Annotated in this window: 18 protein-coding genes and 1 pseudogene; 15 read left to right on the top strand and 4 right to left on the bottom strand. The window is 53.0% G+C overall.

The features are described 5' to 3' along the window. Nucleotides 1-583 precede the first annotated feature (583 nt). Nucleotides 584-2,859: pseudogene (locus L1889_RS09365) on the bottom strand (Rne/Rng family ribonuclease); the annotation flags it as partial. Nucleotides 2,860-3,353: 494 nt separating this feature from the next. On the opposite strand from L1889_RS09365, the gene L1889_RS09360 reads away from it, so the two are divergent. Genes L1889_RS09360 through msrQ form a run of 4 tightly spaced genes read left to right on the top strand, consistent with a single transcriptional unit; the run spans nt 3,354 to nt 6,568 of the window. Next, nucleotides 3,354-4,322, top strand: coding sequence for an RluA family pseudouridine synthase (locus tag L1889_RS09360; RefSeq protein ID WP_238664908.1), 969 nt, complete (start codon nt 3,354-3,356; stop codon nt 4,320-4,322). Then, nucleotides 4,319-4,978, top strand: coding sequence for an HAD family hydrolase (locus L1889_RS09355; RefSeq protein ID WP_238664907.1), 660 nt, complete (start codon nt 4,319-4,321; stop codon nt 4,976-4,978). The genes L1889_RS09360 and L1889_RS09355 overlap by 4 nt, the downstream gene beginning before the upstream one ends. Before the next feature lie 19 nt (nt 4,979-4,997). Beyond that, on the top strand, nt 4,998-5,957 hold the full coding sequence (gene msrP / locus L1889_RS09350; protein WP_238664906.1) for a protein-methionine-sulfoxide reductase catalytic subunit MsrP: 960 nt from the start codon (nt 4,998-5,000) through the stop codon (nt 5,955-5,957). Next, nucleotides 5,957-6,568: a protein-methionine-sulfoxide reductase heme-binding subunit MsrQ gene (msrQ, locus tag L1889_RS09345; RefSeq protein ID WP_238664905.1), complete on the top strand. Its 612-nt coding sequence runs from the start codon at nt 5,957-5,959 to the stop codon at nt 6,566-6,568. The genes msrP and msrQ overlap by 1 nt, the downstream gene beginning before the upstream one ends. 37 nt (nt 6,569-6,605) lie before the next feature. Here the strand turns inward: msrQ and L1889_RS09340 are convergent, their stop codons facing one another. From L1889_RS09340 to L1889_RS09330, 3 genes are read right to left on the bottom strand one after another with little or no spacing between them, the layout of a single operon-like run. After that, nucleotides 6,606-7,436 (bottom strand): N-acetylmuramoyl-L-alanine amidase, encoded by an 831-nt coding sequence (locus L1889_RS09340; RefSeq protein WP_238664904.1) that lies wholly within the window; start codon nt 7,434-7,436, stop codon nt 6,606-6,608. Nucleotides 7,437-7,461: 25 nt separating this feature from the next. Then, on the bottom strand, nt 7,462-8,178 hold the full coding sequence (locus tag L1889_RS09335; protein WP_238664903.1) for an SAM-dependent methyltransferase: 717 nt from the start codon (nt 8,176-8,178) through the stop codon (nt 7,462-7,464). A 16-nt stretch (nt 8,179-8,194) separates the two neighbouring features. After that, nucleotides 8,195-8,794: a Maf family nucleotide pyrophosphatase gene (locus L1889_RS09330; protein ID WP_238664902.1), complete on the bottom strand. Its 600-nt coding sequence runs from the start codon at nt 8,792-8,794 to the stop codon at nt 8,195-8,197. 92 nt (nt 8,795-8,886) lie between these two features. Here L1889_RS09330 and L1889_RS09325 point away from each other — a divergent pair, with 92 nt between their 5' ends. The 11 genes from L1889_RS09325 (at nt 8,887) to L1889_RS09275 (ending at nt 18,035) form a co-directional block, all read left to right on the top strand. Beyond that, nucleotides 8,887-9,408, top strand: a complete 522-nt coding sequence (locus L1889_RS09325; RefSeq protein WP_238664901.1) for a YceD family protein — start codon at nt 8,887-8,889, stop codon at nt 9,406-9,408. A 72-nt stretch (nt 9,409-9,480) separates the two neighbouring features. Next, nucleotides 9,481-9,663: a 50S ribosomal protein L32 gene (rpmF, locus tag L1889_RS09320; RefSeq protein WP_238664900.1), complete on the top strand. Its 183-nt coding sequence runs from the start codon at nt 9,481-9,483 to the stop codon at nt 9,661-9,663. A 42-nt stretch (nt 9,664-9,705) separates the two neighbouring features. Continuing rightward, on the top strand, nt 9,706-10,791 hold the full coding sequence (gene plsX, locus L1889_RS09315) for a phosphate acyltransferase PlsX (protein ID WP_238664899.1): 1,086 nt from the start codon (nt 9,706-9,708) through the stop codon (nt 10,789-10,791). A 26-nt stretch (nt 10,792-10,817) separates the two neighbouring features. Beyond that, a complete protein-coding gene (locus L1889_RS09310; RefSeq protein ID WP_238664898.1) occupies nt 10,818-11,792 on the top strand; it encodes a beta-ketoacyl-ACP synthase III in 975 nt (324 codons plus the stop codon). 64 nt (nt 11,793-11,856) lie between these two features. Next, complete coding sequence (gene fabD, locus L1889_RS09305; RefSeq protein WP_238664897.1) at nt 11,857-12,789, top strand: ACP S-malonyltransferase; 933 nt, start codon at nt 11,857-11,859, stop codon at nt 12,787-12,789. 2 nt (nt 12,790-12,791) lie between these two features. Continuing rightward, the gene (fabG, locus tag L1889_RS09300; protein ID WP_238664896.1) at nt 12,792-13,535 is read left to right on the top strand and encodes a 3-oxoacyl-ACP reductase FabG; all 744 of its coding nucleotides are present in this window, start codon (nt 12,792-12,794) and stop codon (nt 13,533-13,535) included. 188 nt (nt 13,536-13,723) lie between these two features. Then, nucleotides 13,724-13,963, top strand: a complete 240-nt coding sequence (acpP, locus tag L1889_RS09295) for an acyl carrier protein (protein ID WP_238664895.1) — start codon at nt 13,724-13,726, stop codon at nt 13,961-13,963. A 147-nt stretch (nt 13,964-14,110) separates the two neighbouring features. Beyond that, nucleotides 14,111-15,346, top strand: a complete 1,236-nt coding sequence (gene fabF, locus L1889_RS09290; protein ID WP_238664894.1) for a beta-ketoacyl-ACP synthase II — start codon at nt 14,111-14,113, stop codon at nt 15,344-15,346. 529 nt (nt 15,347-15,875) lie between these two features. Beyond that, a complete protein-coding gene (rpoE, locus tag L1889_RS09285; RefSeq protein ID WP_238664893.1) occupies nt 15,876-16,478 on the top strand; it encodes an RNA polymerase sigma factor RpoE in 603 nt (200 codons plus the stop codon). A 10-nt stretch (nt 16,479-16,488) separates the two neighbouring features. Continuing rightward, nucleotides 16,489-16,992 (top strand): sigma-E factor negative regulatory protein, encoded by a 504-nt coding sequence (locus tag L1889_RS09280; RefSeq protein ID WP_238664892.1) that lies wholly within the window; start codon nt 16,489-16,491, stop codon nt 16,990-16,992. Continuing rightward, the gene (locus L1889_RS09275) at nt 16,989-18,035 is read left to right on the top strand and encodes a MucB/RseB C-terminal domain-containing protein (RefSeq protein WP_238664891.1); all 1,047 of its coding nucleotides are present in this window, start codon (nt 16,989-16,991) and stop codon (nt 18,033-18,035) included. The genes L1889_RS09280 and L1889_RS09275 overlap by 4 nt, the downstream gene beginning before the upstream one ends. The last annotated feature ends 3 nt before the right edge of the window (nt 18,036-18,038 follow it).

Below are 18,038 nucleotides of genomic sequence, written 5' to 3'. Positions count from 1 at the left end.
CGGCTGGCGCCGGCGGCATATCTTCAGGAGCTTGTGCAAGCGTAGTGACAGAGGTGTTGTCGTTTTGCGTTTCGACCTGCACCAGGGCTTCAGCTTCTGCGGCCACCTTGACCCGAGTACGGGTTGGGCGCTGTGCCGGAGCTTTAGGCGCTTCGTAAGCTTGCACGTTGCGTTCAGCATCAGCCCGGGTCTCTACCATTTGAAGCGAGCTTTGGGCCAGCAGAGTATCAAGTGCTTCACTTGCTTCTGTCGCAGCAGGCTGCTGTGGCTTAGGGGCTTCTTCAGCAATTTCAGCAATGATTGGCAGGCTTGTCGTTGCCTGAGCAGGCTCGATAACCGACTCTGCTGCCGACACAGCAGGTGCTGCAGGGATTTCAGCCTGCCCGGTTGTAAGCTCAGAAGAGCTTGTTACCGGAGAGGATGGGGATTCAGCTGCTACAGCTTTTGTCGAGTCAGCTTGCTCTTGCTCAAAAGCACTGGCATCGAAACCCGGTGTTTCGTGAGCAATAAAAGCTCCGGCAGCGCTAACAGTGGCTTCTGCCTCTGGCTGTTCAGATTCTGCTTGTTCTGCCACTGCATTGGCTTCTTGCGGACGACGGCCACGACGGCTGCGACGACGGCGACGACGGCGTTCAGGATCGCCCTGACGCTGTTGCTCGTCAGTGTTTGGCTGGGTGTCGTCGTCTTGTGAACCGGTATCGACTGACGTGTCATCTTGCTCATTGCTGTACTCGGGAGCAACAATTGTAGCAGCGAGTGGTGCACTTGAGACGGCCGGTGCGGCGTCCAGATGCTGCTCGTTGTTTGCGGCATTTTCACTTGCGGAGCCATCACGGCGTCTTCCGCGTCCGCCGCGACGGCGACGGTTAGCTGATGCGCTAGTGCTGGCATCAGCGTTTTCGGTGCTGTCGGTGCGTGTCTGACGGTTCTCGGAGCTAGGCGTTTCGGTTGCCGCTTGTTGTGGGCGACGGCGATTACGGCCTGTAGGCGTGCTGCTTTGCTCTACAACTTTGGCTTCGGTAGCTGCTTCGTCGGCGACGGGGCGTTGGCCTCGTCGTTGACGCTGTCGTTGTGGACGTTCGCCTGAAGCAGTGCGTTCGGCATGCTGGCGTTGTCCACGACGTTGCTGGCCCTTGGCTGCTGGCGGTTTCTCTTGCTCAGGTTTTTTGTCTGCAGCAGGGCTGAACCACGCCATAATACGTTGCCACAAGCTTGGGCCTTCGGCTTTTTCGCCACGGCGGCAGAGGTAGGCGCAGGCTGTGAAGGTGTAATGCCTTTAACCAAAGCCTCGGGGCGTGGCTTGATTTCGTGCGTGCGATGAGGCGTGAGTGTTGCCGGAGCTTCAGTCTGCACCTGCTGGTAGCTGATTTTTAGCTCTTCAAGACGAGGATCGTCGTGACGCAGGCGCTCGATGACGTGATGCGGGGTTTCAAGATTTTTATTTGGTATCAGCGTTAAGTTGATATTCAGACGCGATTCGATTTTTGAGACGTCAGCGCGTTTCTCGTTTAGCAGATAGGTTGCGACGTCTACAGGCACCTGGGCATGCAGAGCGGCCGTACCTTCTTTCATGGCTTCTTCTTGAAGCAGGCGCAAGACGTGCAGTGCGCTGGATTCGGCATCGCGAATGACGCCCGTACCTGTGCAGCGAGGGCAAGTGATGTGCGAGCCTTCGTTTAGTGCAGGACGCAAGCGCTGGCGTGAGAGTTCCATTAAGCCGAAGCGTGAAATCTTGCCCATTTGTACACGAGCCCGATCCAGGTGCAGGGCATCACGTAAACGTTGCTCGACCGCACGCTGGTTCTTGCCTTCTTCCATGTCGATGAAGTCGATGACGATCAGGCCGCCCAAGTCGCGCAGACGCAGCTGGCGGGCAACTTCATCTGCGGCTTCCAGGTTGGTGCGCAAGGCAGTTTCTTCGATGTCAGCGCCCCGCGTGGAACGCGCAGAGTTGACGTCGATGGCAACCAGGGCTTCGGTGTGATCGATAACGACCGCACCACCTGAAGGCAGCTGCACAGTGCGTGAGTAAGCTGTTTCGATCTGGTTTTCTATCTGGAAACGGGAGAACAGGGGAATGTCATCCCGGTACATTTTGACGCGCTGTACATTATCAGGCATCACCACGCTCATAAAGGCGGTGGCCTGCTCGTAGATGTCATCGGTATCGATAAGGATTTCGCCGATTTCCTGCGAGAAGTAATCGCGAATGGCACGGATGACCAGGCTGGACTCTAGATATATAAGTATGGGCGCGCTGTTGTCTTTGGCCGCACCATCGATGGCGGTCCAAAGCTGCAGCAAGTAGTTTAGATCCCATTGCAGTTCTTCGACGCTGCGGCCTATACCTGCAGTGCGGGCAATGATGCTCATGCCCGAGGGAATATTCAGCTGGTCAATGGCTTCCCGGAGTTCCTGGCGGTCTTCACCTTCTACCCGACGGGAAACGCCGCCCCCGCGAGGGTTGTTTGGCATTAACACCAGGTATCGGCCAGCAAGCGAGATAAAAGAAGTCAGGGCGGCACCTTTGTTGCCACGCTCTTCTTTTTCAACTTGAATGATTAGCTCCTGGCCTTCGGTGAGGGCATCCTGAATGCGCGCAGAGCGCACATCAACGCCGTCTTTGAAGTAGGTGCGAGCGACTTCCTTGAAAGGCAGGAAGCCGTGGCGATCTTCGCCGTAGCTGACGAAACATGCCTCTAGGCCGGGTTCAATTCGGGTAATAACCCCTTTATATATGTTCCCTTTACGCTGTTCGCGTCCGGCAGTTTCGATGTCGAGGTCTATAAGCTTCTGACCGTCAACAATGGCAACGCGTAATTCTTCTTGATGCGTTGCATTGAACAACATTCTTTTCATGAGCGTGATTCTCCGTAGTCATGGCGCACCGATTATCGGAGCACGACCGCGGGTCACTTGGTGTGTAGCACTTTTCGCTGCAGAGGGAAGGCTGAGATGAATCAGGCCATGCCCACCGTGTAATGTCGTGGGGGCACAGTGCGCGGGTAAGCGCGCAGTTCAGTCAGCATGGAGGTCAGGATCACTATAGTGTTTGACGGTAAGTAAATTGCTGGGAACGGGACAGACTCGGGTTTTGCTCGCGTCTGGTGCTAAATTCTAAAGAGCGACGACTTTTTCGCAGGTGTTCAGTGCCGCACGCGGATGGCAAGCAAATGTGTGGACACGGGCATAACGCTACACGTGTTCAGGCAAACAGGCTCGCTCCGGCGACCAAATGACCACGAAAACTGGAACTCAGGTATTACAATGAGACCTTTCCTGCCTAACGGAGACGCACCCTTTGCATCTCTACGTTTGGCGGTGTCACAGTTTCCATAGGCTGAGGCGATTATATGCCTCTTTTGGACATGAGCAAACCATTAGATATTGATAACCAAGTTCCGCGTGTCCGTTTCGTCGAAATCGAGCCTGAGTTGGCAGGTCAGCGAGTCGATAATTATCTTATTCGTGAATGTAGAGGTGTGCCGAAAAGCCACATATATAAAGCCATACGTGGTGGCCAGGTACGCGTAAATAAAGGCAGGGTCTCAAGCGACTATCGTTTGCAAAGTGGAGACCTGCTGCGTATTCCTCCTATGCGTCTGGCGCAGCGTGACGAAACCCTGCCCGTTCCTCCGGCCGTCTTTCCTATCGTCTATGAAGATCAGTATTTGCTGGTCATCGACAAGCCGCAGGGTGTGGCAGTCCATGGCGGCAGCGGCGTGTCGTTTGGTGTTATCGAACAGTTGCGGGCGGCCAGGCCAGCCGAGCGGTTTTTAGAGCTGGCGCACCGGCTGGACAGGGACACTTCCGGCCTGCTGATTGTGGCGCGGCGGCGAAATGCGCTGGTGGAATTGCATGATATGTTCCGCGAGGGCCGTGTCGACAAGTTTTATCAGGCGCTGGTCGTGGGCGACTGGGTAAACGACCGCCAGCATATCCGTGACCCGTTGTTGCGGTGGATGACAGCCAGTGGAGAGCGCCGCGTCAAGGTGCACCCAGAAGGCAAAGCTTCGCATACCGTTATTAATTTGCTTGCCCGCTATGGCCGTTACAGCCTGCTTGAGGCTGATTTAAAAACAGGACGTACCCATCAAATTCGTGTGCACCTCGCCAATTTGGGCTTTTCCATTGTGGGAGATGACAAGTATGGTTCCGATCAAGTGCGTGAGCACTTTGTCCGCCTGGGTTTTAAACGGATGTTTTTACATTCAAGTCGTTTGCAAATGAATCATCCTATTACTGGCGAGCGCCTGGAGCTTTCCGCTCCCTTGCCAGCTGAATGCCAGGAAGTATTGCGTAGTCTGGAGAAAGCAGCATGAGTACAAAGCGTTATAACGCGGTGATTTTTGATTGGGACGGGACGGTGATGGATTCCACTCATTCCATAGCTACCGCTATTCGCCTGGCCAGTGGCGACCTGGGTCTCGAGGTGCCCAGTATGACGCTGGCCAGCTGGGTGATTGGACTGTCATTGGAAAGTGCGCTGTATCGCGCCGTCCCCGATCTGGGCGCCGAGCAGATGCCACTGTTCCTGGAGCGCTATCGCCACCATTTTTTGCAGCGGGATCCGCACATCAAGCTTTTTGACGGCATGCTGGATTTTATGAATGAACTTAAGGCGCGCAAAGTCGTCTTAACGGTAGCCACAGGTAAAAGTCGCGTGGGTCTGGACAGGGTGTTGCAAAATGTCAATTTAGGTACGTATTTTGCGGCCACCCGCTGTGCCGACGAGACTCAGGGCAAGCCCCATCCGCGGATGCTATACGAGTTAATTGAAGAGCTGTCGTTAACGCCTGCCAATGTCTTGATGGTGGGTGATACCACGCACGATATCGTCATGGCTACCAGCGCGGGACTTGATAGTCTTGCTGTTACCTATGGGGCGCACGACCCTAAAACCCTAAGCAGCGCCGAGCCTACCTACATGGTAGATAGCGTTGCTGCGATGCGAGAACTGATCTTGCAGCGTATATAACCCCAGAAAGGCAGATCTTATGTATTTGCTGAAATATAAAGCCAGCATACCCGATTCGGAAATCACTGATGAGCAGGTTTGGCGCTCTCGCAGGACATTGTTGGGCGGGCTGGGTGCAGGCGCTATCGCGCTGGCTGCCCCGTGGGCAAGCACTCGTGCAGCCCCTTCGCCTGAACAGCCTCTCAAACACATTAGCCCGGAGCAGTGGGGATCCTCCGAGACACGGACTAGTTTTTCCGACGTCAGCTCCTATAATAATTTTTACGAGTTCGGTACGGATAAAGCCGATCCCAAGCGCCACGCCTCCAAGATGCCTACACGCCCGTGGCAGCTTCAGATCGAGGGCGAAGTCTTGAAGCCTCGAAGCTTCGACCTGGATGATCTGCTAGCCCTGCAAAGTCTGGAAGAGCGCGTGTATCGTCTGCGCTGTGTAGAGGGGTGGTCTATGGTGATCCCATGGCTGGGATATTCGCTCAGCGCCTTGTTAAAGCAGGTTGAGCCCACCGCAAATGCGAAATATGTGTTGTTCGAAACGGCGGCAATGCCCAAGTACATGCCCGGTCTGCGTTCGCCGATTTTAAACTGGCCCTACACCGAAGCCTTGCGTATAGATGAAGCCATGCACCCGCTGGCCATGCTGGGCTTAGGTGTGTATGGGGCAGAGCTGCCTGCGCAAAACGGGGCTCCCGTTCGGCTGATTGTGCCGTGGAAATACGGCTTCAAGTCGGCAAAATCAATCGTGCGAATTCAGCTGGTCGAGAAAATGCCAGCCAGCAGTTGGATGCTGGTGGCTCCTCACGAGTATGGCTTTTATGCCAACGTCAATCCAGATGTGCCTCATCCGCGCTGGAGCCAGGCTACCGAGCGCCGCATCGGTGCAGGACTGTTTGCCCCGCGTATTGAAACCCAGCTCTTTAATGGCTATGGCACTGAGGTTGCTGCACTGTATAGTGGCATGGACCTGGCTCGTTTCTGCTAATGGCATTCATCTTCCGTTCAGTATCTGCCGATCGGTTCTTGTTGCTGGCGCGCATTGCGGTATTCAGCATTGGTTTTTTCCCGCTTTTGCGCTGGTTGATTCTTGGTTTTACTCAGGGCCTGAGCGCAAATCCTGCCGAGTTCCTGATCCGCTCTTCAGGCATTTGGGCCACGGTATTGCTTTGGTTGACCTTGGCCGTCAGCCCGGTGCGCCACATTGCGGCGGTTCCTTCAATAATACGGGTACGGCGTCCATTGGGATTGTTTGCGTTCTTTTACACGGTTTTGCATGTGCTCGGGTGGGCGCTCTGGGAGCGCGGGCTTTCCTTGAATGCCATGTTTTCCGATATTTTCGACCGACCCTTTATTGCCATCGGGGCAATTGCTACGGTCTTGATGCTCTTGCTGGCGTGTACATCTACCCACGCAGCCATGAGGCGCCTGGGCGCTAATTGGAAGCGGTTGCACCGCAGCGTCTATCTGATTGGTGTGTTATCGATTGCGCACTTCTATTTAGTGCGCAGTGGGAAAAATGACTTTAATGACGTCTATCTGTATGGCGCGGTATTGCTGATCTTGTTAGGTAGCCGCCTCTGGTACCGTCGACGCTAGCCGCCTTCCGTACTGCCCGCGGCCTTGTTGGAAATGGCTATCGCGCTGAAGTGCTTAAGGCCTTTAAGATTCCCACGGTTTGGGCATCAGGGTTGCCATCATAGAGGCCTGGTCGATAACGCATCTGAAAGGCAGCTATAACATTAATGGTTGCACGATCAAGCTCTCCGTTCAGGCTGACGTCGTAGCCGATTGATTTAAGTAGCTCCTGAATTTCATAGGTACCAGGCAATCCTTCGGTTTGATAGCGTTGCTGGTATTGGGCTGCCTGCGTTTCGTTATACCAGCGCCCCAGTCCTGCTTCGGCCAACTGCGCCCAGGGGAATAGCGGGCCCGGATCTATTTTCCGCTGAGGTGCAATATCGCTGTGGCCTACGATATTGCTAGGGGTGACTCGATGCCGGTTGACCAGATCTTGTATCAAAGCGATAGCCAGGTCGATTTGTGCCTTCTGATAGGGAGCCCAGGTACCATCGGCGCGCCGGCCCTCATTAACGATCTCAATACCCACGGAGCTGGTGTTGAGATCGCTATATTCACCCCAGCGGCCCACCCCCGCGTGCCAGGCACGTCTGTTTTCATCGACCAGTTTGTAGAGTTTGGGCGGAGAGTCATCACTAATGAGGTAGTGGCTGCTGACGTCGTGCTGGCTAAGCACTTTCAACGACGTTGGGGTATCGCCAGAGGTGTAGTGCAGGACGATATGGCGCACCCGGCTGTTTTGTCCCTGGGCCTGAATGCTGTCATCTACCTTTGTGTTGCCGATTCGCGGGGCAGAGCTGCAGCCAGACAGCACTGCCGCCACTAACATCACCAGGACGAAACTTGAGGTGGAAGGACGGCGGGCGGAGAAAGGTAGAAAGGGCATATAAATATCAGCCTGTGAAGAATGGTTACGCTTGAAACAGAAAAATTGTGGGCTGCTTGCTGAGCTCGGGAGCAGGCTGCTTGATCCACTGGTCAACGCTTAGTGTACGCACCCATTGATCAGCCGTGGTTAGCGAGCGAGCAACGCACAGCTTTGTGTTCTTGTTCAGGTTTTGCAGCAAGGCGGCGAATATGGCGCTGTTACGATAGGGCGTTTCAATGAAGATCTGAGTTTGGCGCTGCTTTTTAGAGTGGGCCTCCCATTCCTTCAGGGTCTTGCTTCGTTCGGGGTCCTTGACGGGAGGGTATCCGTGAAACGCGAACTGTTGGCCATCAAGTCCACTTGCCATAAGGCTTAGCAAGATAGAAGACGGGCCTACGTGAGGCATTACCTGAATATTCAGTTCATGCGCTATAGCGACCACGGCGGCACCTGGATCGGCCACGGCAGGGCAGCCCGCTTCGGACACGAGGCCAATTTCGCCGCCGTCACGAATAGGCGATAACCACTCACGTATTTTCTGTGGGGCCGTACCTTGTTTGTCGAGTGTGTGAATGGTGATCTCTTGCAAGGGCTTGAGGGTGCCTGTTTGTTTGAGAAAAGCTCTGGCGGTCTTGGCGTTTTCTGCAATGTAGGTGTCAAGAGACTGAGCTTTGGCCTGAACACTGGCGGGAAGCCATAGGCCAAGATCGGCCTCGCCCAGGCTGACGGGAATGAGATGTAAATAAGCTGTGGTGGACACCAGAAATCCTTAGCGTTTAAGAGTTAAAGAGCGAGTGGCCCGGGGCCAAGCAGGGGTTTAGCCCAACTTTTCGTAGTAGCCGGCTTAGGGCAATAAGGGGCAGACCAATAATAGCGGTGGGATCGTCGGAGTGCATGGATTCCATCAGCGCGATTCCCAGGCTTTCGGCCTTGGCGCTGCCTGCCGTGTCAAAAGGTTTATCGTGCCGCAGATAGTAATGGATTTCGTCCAGGCTCAGCCTTTTGAAGGCGCAGGTGGTGGGCACGCTCTCGCACCACAGTCGGTCTTGCAGTGCCACGCATAGCGAGCTGTGAAACACTACCGTTTGACCACTGAGCTGCTGCAATTGCTCAACTGCTAAATCATAGCTTCCCGCTTTGCCTATAGCCAGCTTACCTAGCGCAGCGACCTGATCCGAGCCAATAACGATGGCATCCGGATGATGTTTGGCCACGGCCATGGCTTTTTCTTGTGACAGCCTGAGTGAAAGAGCTTCGGGTGTCTCGTCAAGCTGTGGTGTTTCGTCAACATTTGATGTGATAACCTCGAAGGGGAGGGCAAGCCGCTGTAACATGTCGCGGCGGTACGGCGAGCCGGATGCAAGAATAAGACGCATGGTTATGCTTAATCGGTTAAAAGTTTGACTGTATAACTGTCTGCGCTGTATTATCTAATGTTTTCCTCGTTATTGGAATGCCGGAGGTCGTTGTGGATACTACGCAATATCTTCTGGAAGCTGCTTCGTTTACACGTCTGGGCGATAGCAGGTCGGGTGTGGTTGATATTAGTGCTTTGGCGCGCGCCACTGAAGATCTGCCGGAACAGCAAGGGCAGAAGTTTAGTTGGTCCGTTCGGGGCGAGCTTGATTCGGCGGGGCGTCGTTTTATTCATCTGCACGTCACAGGGTTTATAATCCTCGAGTGCCAGCGATGTCTAACCCCTTTCGAGCAGCCGGTCGAGGTGCTGAACTCTTTCGAGATTGTAGACACCGAAGCTGAGCTAGAGCTTGATGAAGACGATTTCGAAGGTTCAGACCGTATACTGGCAACGCAGCGATTAAACTTACTCGAATTAATCGAAGACGAGGTAATCCTTAGTTTGCCGTATGTGGCGCGCCACGAAATTTGCCCTTCGTTGCCTGACGCTTTGTCTAGCAACGACGAGCCGAATTTTTTAGATGCCGAGAAACCGAATCCGTTTGCGATGTTAAGCAAGCTGAAGAAATTTTAGCTCATTTTTTAACTTATTTTTTAATTTGCGGGGCCAGTCGCTTTCTGGTTAGCCCTGTACACAGGAGTCATCATGGCTGTTCAGAAAACTAAAAAGAGCCCATCGCGTCGTGGCATGCGCCGTTCACACGATGCTCTTACCGGCCCATCAACAGCAATCGAAGCCACTACTGGCGAATTGCATCTGCGCCACCACATTAGCCCCAACGGCATCTACCGTGGTCGTAAAGTGCTGAAAACTAAAAACGACGATTAATTCGTTGTTTAGTGCTTCGCATTCACTACGTCTGCGTGCCTAATGACAATAAAATCAATACGTATCGCTATCGATTGCATGGGCGGGGATATCGGCTTGGCCGTTACTATTCCTGCCGCTATGCAGTTTGCACGAGAACACTCTGACACCTTGTGTCTGCTGGTGGGCGATACGGATGCAATAAAAAAACAGTTGGCCGACTGTGGAAACCGCTCAGACGACTGGTACGAAATACTTCACGCTTCCGAAGTTGTCACTATGGACGATTCGGTAGAAGTGGCGCTTCGTCGCAAAAAGAATTCGTCGATGCGAGTGGCTGCCCAAGCAGTAAAAGATGGTTTGGCCGATGCCTGTCTTTCGGCAGGAAATACCGGTGCCTGGATGGCCATCACACGGTATGTATTAAAAACGCTGGACGGCATTGATCGTCCGGCAATCGCCGCTTCTATTCCTAATCAAAAAGGCGGCGCCACCACGATGCTCGATCTCGGAGCCAACGTGGATTGCACGGCAGAGCACTTGCTGCAGTTTGCAATAATGGGGACTGCCCTTGCCAGCACCGTTGACCGGCGTGTGCGTCCTACTTTGGGTTTGCTTAATATTGGCGAAGAGGTCATTAAAGGCAACGAAGTTGTCAAGCGAGCTGCAGAGCTTCTGCGAAAAAGTGGCCTTAATTTCTACGGCAACGTTGAGGGTGATGATATCTGTAAAGGTACCGTCGATATTGTCGTGTGCGATGGGTTTGTTGGTAATGTAGTGCTGAAGTCTCTCGAAGGCTTGGCCAAGATGGTGGCCAGCATGCTCCGTGAAGAGTTCACCCGAAACACACTTAGCATGACTGCGGGCCTGGTTGCCAAACCCGTGCTCAATCGCTTAAGTCATCGCGTCGATAACCGGCGCTACAACGGTGCGGCGCTGTTGGGCTTACGTGGTATTGTCATAAAAAGTCATGGTTCTGCAGATGCATATGCTTATGGCAATGCCCTGCAGCGTGCCCGCTACGCTGTGAAGAACGGGCTGCTCGAAGGCATAACCGAAGCTATAGAGCGTTTGCGGCTCAGCTTTCCGGAAGCCGACGAAGCCCAATCTCTTCCTGCTCAGGGCGAACAATCAGAAACCGCGCAGTAATACGCGGCTGTCAGGAATCTATCTCTATGCCATATGCCAAAATAATTGGGTCCGGCGGTTATTTGCCACCGCGAGTGGTTTCTAACGATGATTTGGCGGTTGAGCTTGCCGAGCGCGGCATTGAAACCTCAGATCAGTGGATACGTGAGCGTACAGGGATACTGCAGCGTCATTTAGTTGAGCAAGGGGTCAAGACTAGCCATCTGGCGGTCAAGGCCTCACAAATCGCTCTTGATGATGCCGGCTTGGCTGCCTCGGATATCGACCTCATTATTCTTGCGACATCCACCCCCGATTTTATTTTTCCTAGCACTGCCTGTATTGTTCAGGCCGAACTTGGCGCTAAAAATGCAGCTGCCTTTGACGTGCAAGCCGTATGCAGCGGATTCGTATATGCGTTGACGACTGGCGAGACATTTATTAAAGCCGGGCGCGCTAAAAATGTACTGGTCATCGGTGCCGAGGTTTTTTCCGGTATTCTCGACTGGAACGATCGAAGCACTTGCGTGCTGTTTGGCGATGGCGCAGGTGCCGTCGTGCTCAGCGCCAGCGATGAGCCCGGTGTAGTAGGTGCTCAGCTTAACGCTGATGGCACGCAAATGAATATTTTAGCGGCGGCAGGTAATGTTTCTCATGGCGTTGTTGTTGGCGATCCGTTTTTGCGTATGGATGGCCAGGCCGTATTTAAGTTTGCGGTCAACTCGCTTGCGCAGTCAGCCCACGAGGTATGCGAACAGGCTGGTGTACAGCTGGCAGACATAGACTGGATGATTCCTCACCAAGCCAACCTGCGTATCATCAACTTCCTGGGGCGCAAGTTGGGCATTGATTCCAGTAAAGTTGTTGTTACGGTTGACCGGCATGCCAATACTTCAGCAGCCAGTGTGCCTTTGGCGCTTGACGTGGCCCGCAAGGACGGCCGTATCCAGCCTGGTCATCTGGCCTTGCTGCAGGGGGTTGGTGGCGGATTCACCTGGGGCTCTGTGCTGGTGCGCATGTAGTTGCTTCGCTTAATAGGGTTCTTGCGGTTGGAAGACACCATTTAAATCAGAGACGGGTAAAAATATGAAATTTGCTTTGGTATTTCCGGGCCAGGGTTCACAAGCTGTAGGTATGCTTGATGCGTGGCTCGACAATCCTGCCGTTCAATCTGTAATGGCCGAAGCAGATCAAGCTTTGGACTACAGCCTTTCAGCGCTAATAGCGCAAGGCCCGGCAGAAGATCTAAACCTCACTGTCCATACCCAGCCAGCAATGCTCAGTGCAGCAGTAGCGATGTATCAGGCGTGGAAGGCCCTTGATGGCCCTGTGCCTGCAGTGATGGCGGGTCATAGCTTGGGAGAATACTCTGCATTGACCGCCTCCGGAGCGCTTGCTTTGGCTGATGCAGTGCGTCTGGTGCGAATTCGCGCTAGTGCCATGCAAGAGGCTGTGCCGGTGGGCACGGGTACTATGGCAGCAATCCTGGGTCTGGATGATGATCAGGTGATTGCTGTCTGTGCAGAAGCAGCCCAGGGCGAGACTGTAGAAGCGGTCAACTTTAATGCGCCAGCCCAAGTGGTGATAGCCGGTCATGTGACGGCAGTAGAGCGTGCCTGTGAACTTGCTAAAGCGCAAGGGGCCCGCCGGGCAGTAGTGCTGCCTGTTTCGGCCCCTTTTCACTCAAGCTTGCTGAAGCCGGCCGCTCAGGTACTCGAAAGCGCCCTGAAAGAGGTATCCATGCAGGTCCCCGCAGTGCCTGTTATTAATAATGTTGATGTGCAGAGCCCTTCCGATATAGCTCAGATCCGTTCGGCGCTGGTGCGTCAGGCATGGCATCCGGTGCGATGGGTAGAAACAGTCCAGGCCATGAAAGCCATGGGCATCACACATATTGTAGAATGCGGTCCAGGCAAAGTATTGGCCGGTTTAATTAAACGTATTGATCGCGATATGGTGGTTTATTCGGTGAACGACCCAAGCTCACTAGAGCAAACGATCAGTGCGCTAAAAGGATAATCATGAGCTCATTGGTATTAGATTCAAAAGTCGCCCTGGTTACCGGGGCAACCCGCGGCTTGGGAAAAGCCATTGCCGAACAGTTACAGGCTCAGGGTGCGACAGTTATAGGCACAGCCACCTCTGAGGCAGGGGCAGCGTCGATTAATGACGCTCTGTCAGCTAATGGCGGCCGTGGCGTGGTTCTCGACGTAAATGATGCGGAAGCCTGCGACGCGCTGATCAGTCATATAGCCAAAGAGTCAGGCGGTCCGCATATTCTGGTTAACAATGCCGGTATTACGCGCGATAATCTCATGATGCGTTTAAAAGATGATGATTATGATGCGGTACTGGACACCAATTTAAAAGCCGTGTTCAGATTAAGCCGTGCGGTAATCCGTCCCATGATGAAAGCCCGTTGGGGCCGTATCATAAACATTACTTCGGTAGTGGGTTATAGCGGAAATCCTGGCCAGGCAAATTATGCCGCAGCCAAGGCAGGCGTAGCAGGTATGTCGCGCGCCTTGGCTCGCGAGCTGGGTAGCCGTAACATTACTGTTAATTGTGTGGCTCCGGGTTTTATCGATACCGATATGACGCGGGCTCTTACAGAAGAGCAATCTGCTGCTATTTTGAACCAAATTCCTTTAGGCCGTTTAGGTGCAGCGCGCGATATTGCGAACGCTGTGGCCTTTTTGGCAGGGCCCCAGGCCGACTATATTACAGGTACCACACTGCACGTAAATGGCGGAATGTACATGTAAAGAGCTTGGCACCTGCCAGATCTAAGGTAAAATCATTTGATTTGTAAGGGGCGTACCTTTTGGTGTTTAATAGCCACCGTGCCGTTAGCCTTATACTGGTACTGCCGTTTTTTATCATAGCCTATACCCATTTAATGTATCGTTTGGCTATAATTCGCGGGAATTAATCCCCAACTTGGAGAATCTGCATGGAAAGCATCGAACAGCGCGTCAAGAAGATCGTCGCTGAACAACTTGGCGTAAACGAAGCCGAGATCAAGAACGAATCTTCTTTTCTTGACGACCTCGGTGCCGACTCGCTCGACATGGTCGAGCTCGTGATGGCGCTCGAAGACGAATTCGAAACCGAAATCCCAGACGAAGAAGCTGAGAAAATCACGACGGTTCAGCAAGCTGTTGATTACATCAATTCAAACAGCAAGCAGTAATTTCAAATCAGGGTGCGGGCAGGTGGCATGCTTGCCCCCGCTAAGCGGTTTACGGCGAATATCCGCGATGTGGTTCTTACCCTTCAACAGGTTCGGAGCCTCATTGGTATTCTCTTCGAACCGCTTTTTTGTTTTTAGGAGTCATCCGTGAAGCGACGTGTCGTGATTACCGGGCTGGGTATAATTTCCCCAGTCGGCAACGATATTGCCAGTGCATGGGATAACATCGTTAATGGGCGTTCGGGTATCGGGCGCATTACGCGTTTCGATGCATCCGCTCTCAATGCCCAAATTGCGGGTGAAGTCAAAGATTTCGATATCACGCAATTGGTGTCAGCCAAGGAAGCCAAGCAAATGGATACCTTTATCCATTATGGTCTGGCGGCTGGAATCCAGGCGTGGAAAGACTCTGGCCTAGAGATTACTGAAGAAAACGCCGAGCGTATGGGCGTAATCGTTGGTTCAGGAATCGGTGGCTTACCCCGTATTGAAGATACACAAAAAGATTATCTCGAGCGTGGTGCGCGGCGTATTTCGCCCTTTTTCGTACCAGGCTCATTAATTAACCTGGTGTCTGGTCAGTTATCCATTGCATTGGGTTTAAAAGGCCCCAGCTATGCGGTGGTCTCGGCCTGCACTACAGGCCTGCATTCCATTGGTGATGCCGCTCGACTAATCGAGTATGGCGACGCCGACGTAATGGTTGCGGGTGGCGCCGAATCAACCGTTTCGCCTTTAGGTGTAGGTGGGTTTGCAGCAATGCGCGCCTTATCTACCCGTAACGATGACCCCACGGCGGCATCCCGTCCCTGGGACCGTGACCGTGATGGCTTTGTGCTGGGTGAAGGCGCAGGGGTTCTGGTGCTCGAAGAGTACGGACACGCTCGCCAGCGTGGCGCACGTATTTATGGCGAGTTTATCGGTTACGGCATGAGCTCCGATGCTCATCACATTACTACACCTGATAAAGACGGTCCTAAGCGTGGCATGGAAAATGCCTTGCGTAATGCCAAGGTTGATCTCAGCCTTGTTAATTATGTCAATGCGCACGGTACCTCTACACCGCTGGGTGATATCAACGAAACAGAAGCCATTAAGCTGGCCTTTGGTGACCATGCCAAAAACCTGGTGGTGAACTCCACCAAGTCAATGACTGGCCACTTGCTAGGGGCTGCGGGCGGTATCGAAGCCGTCTTTACGACCCTGGCTGTGCATCACCAAATATCGCCGCCGACCATAAACATTGTTAATCAGGATCCTGATTGTGATCTTGATTACTGTGCCAACGAAGCTCGCGATTTAAAAATTGATGTGGCACTTTCGAACTCCTTTGGTTTCGGTGGCACCAATGGGTCGATGGTGGTGAAACGTTACGCCGAGTAGTGGCGAAGTCGTTTCCGGCTCCATCTACAGCCCGTTCCATTACTACCCAAGAGCCTGCTTGGGTAGTGTGGTCGGGTTTTTTATTGCCTGCAGTTATTTGTATAGCCATCGGAATTGTTCTGTGGCGTCAGTCCCAGCCTGTCTGGGCGTATCCGTTATTGTTGCTTGTGCTGGCAGTAGGCTGTGTAAGGCAATATCAACGGATCAAATTCAGGTCAACGTTATTTCTGCAATTTACTGATAATCAATGGTATGTTGTGGATCATCTAGGCGAACTACACGAGGTTTATTTGTTGCATAATTGGCGAAGCCCATGGTGGTTAAGTTTAGAGTTCACAGATCAGATAAGGCCCGTAGCAACGCGCTATGCGCTTCCCTCCATAACAGGGGCGCGGTCGTTATTTGCATGGCAAAAACTCAACGTTACGCTATGGCGCCAGAAAATAACAATTAACCATTGGCGAGATATTAACCTCGCCCTGAGCCGTTACAATGCATACGCAGGTAGCCAGCAGACTAAGGAACCATCATGACTGAACGCGATGTCGATGCCGAGCTAGTCGCGCGTGTTCAACAGGGCGACAAACGGGCTTTTGATCTTCTGGTATTGAAGTACCAGCGGCGAATCATGCGATTGCTGTCACGTATGGTGCGCGATGCCGGCGAGGTCGAAGACGTAGCCCAGGAAACCTTTATAAAAGCCTATCGTGCTTTGCCTCAGTTTCGCGGCGACAGTGCGTTTTATACGTGGCTTTACCGTATTGCGATAAACACTGCGCGTAATTGGCAGGCGTCCAGTAATCGTCGCCCTTCATTAATAAATTCATATGAAAGTGAAGACGGTGAAACTTTTGATCCAATTGATAACCTAACAGACATCAGTACCCCTGAAGCTGAAATGATTAGCCGTCAGGTGGTCGAAACCGTGAATGCGGCGATAAACGAGCTTCCAGAAGAGTTACGCACCGCTATTGTGTTACGAGAAATCGAAGGCATGAGCTATGAAGACATTGCTGAAACAATGGGTTGCCCAATCGGAACTGTCCGTTCTCGAATATTTCGTGCCCGAGAGGCTATTGCAGCCGAGCTGCGTCCCGTTCGCGAATCTGGCGACACCGACCGCGGTTGGTAAGGAGTAATTCATGTCCAGCAGTAAAACAAGTATAAACTCCCATGACGATTTTAGTTCCTGGGAAGAGTCCGTTTCAGCATGGGTAGATGGCGATAGAAAAATTCGCCCGGACGAGCTAAATACACCGTACGGACGTCAGGTATGGGATACCTACCATCTGATTGGTGATGTGTTGCGTAGTGAAGAGCTCTCGATCACGCCTTCAGACAAGTTTTACGCTCGATTGTCCAAGGCCATTGATGATGAGCCTACCGTTCTGGCACCACGCTATTTGCCGCGTCAAAAGCCTGTACGGTGGGGAATGTCAGGCCTGGCAGTGGCTGCAGCGGTTGCCGCCGTGGCATGGGTGGCCTTGCCGTATTTTTCCTCCGGGTCCCAGTTACCTGCCAGCACGCCTGTGTTGGCAAGCGTAAGCGACGATGCGTGGCTGGATTACGTAGATGCACATCGCGACATGTCGGGGGTAGGGCCAGCGCGGCAGGTATCGTACGAGCTAGGGGTTGCTAATCAATGATAGTTGATGTCTGGCCACGAAAACGTAGCGTCGCTAGGGTGTCGCTGAAAATCATACCTTTGGGTTTGTTCGGCTTTTTTGCTTGTCTTGCCTTTGCCCATAGCGTAATTGCGTTGCCGCTTAGCCCCTCCCAGGCAGATGATCCTCTTCACTTTTTAGCAGAAATGCAGAGTTCTGCGCGAGAGCTTGATTACGCAGGCGTCATTACATACACCCAAGGCAGCGCTACCCAGTCTATGCGTCTAGTGCACATGATTGATGGCACCGGCGAACGTGAGCGCCTTGAGCTTCTTGACGGCAAGCCGCGAGAGTTCTTGCGTAATAACGAGCAGGTGCAGTGCCTGGTTCCCGAGCGCAAGGTGGTTATCCTGGAACGTAAGCGTTCCGACCGCTTCCCGGCTGTATTGCTAGGGCATCCCAAGCAGCTATTAGACTATTACTCAGTCAGCAAGCTGGACGATGTTAAGCGCGTGGCCGGGCGTGAATGCACTGTGTACGAGTTAAACCCTAAAGACGAGTTGCGCTACGGATACAGGCTATGTGCGGACACCGACAATGCCTTGCTGCTGCAGGCTCAAACCTTGAATGCTAACGGCGATGTTATCCAGCAGGTTTCATTTGTCAGTATTGCGTACGGTAGTCAAGTGAAGGCTGCAGACTTACAGTCCACCATCGATTTTTCAAACTGGCGTACCATCGAAGCCAACATGAACAAGGTAGATTTATCGGCCCAAGGCTGGCGCATTGAGTACCCGGCAGGTTTCGAGGTGATTTCTCAAGTAGCTCGCTCCATGGGTACTGGAAGAAAGGTTTCGCAACTTGTATTGTCTGACGGCCTGGCCGCAATTTCGGTATTTATTGAGCCAGTAGAAGATCAGGGCGCACGTCTTAAAGAAGATAAAGGGTCGCGTCGTGGCAGTATGAATTTATTTAGGACACGAATTGGTGATTACTGGCTGACCACCACCGGAGAAGTCCCGCTCAGCACCCTTACCGAACTTGGGCGCACGGCGGAGTTTGTGCCCTTGGCTAGAAAAAATTGACGC

It is taken from the genome of Paenalcaligenes niemegkensis (genome assembly GCF_022230885.1).
Classification (GTDB): domain Bacteria; phylum Pseudomonadota; class Gammaproteobacteria; order Burkholderiales; family Burkholderiaceae_B; genus Paenalcaligenes; species Paenalcaligenes niemegkensis.
Note: the sequence above shows the minus strand (reverse complement) of the source record. Positions and strands in the feature narration are given on the sequence as shown.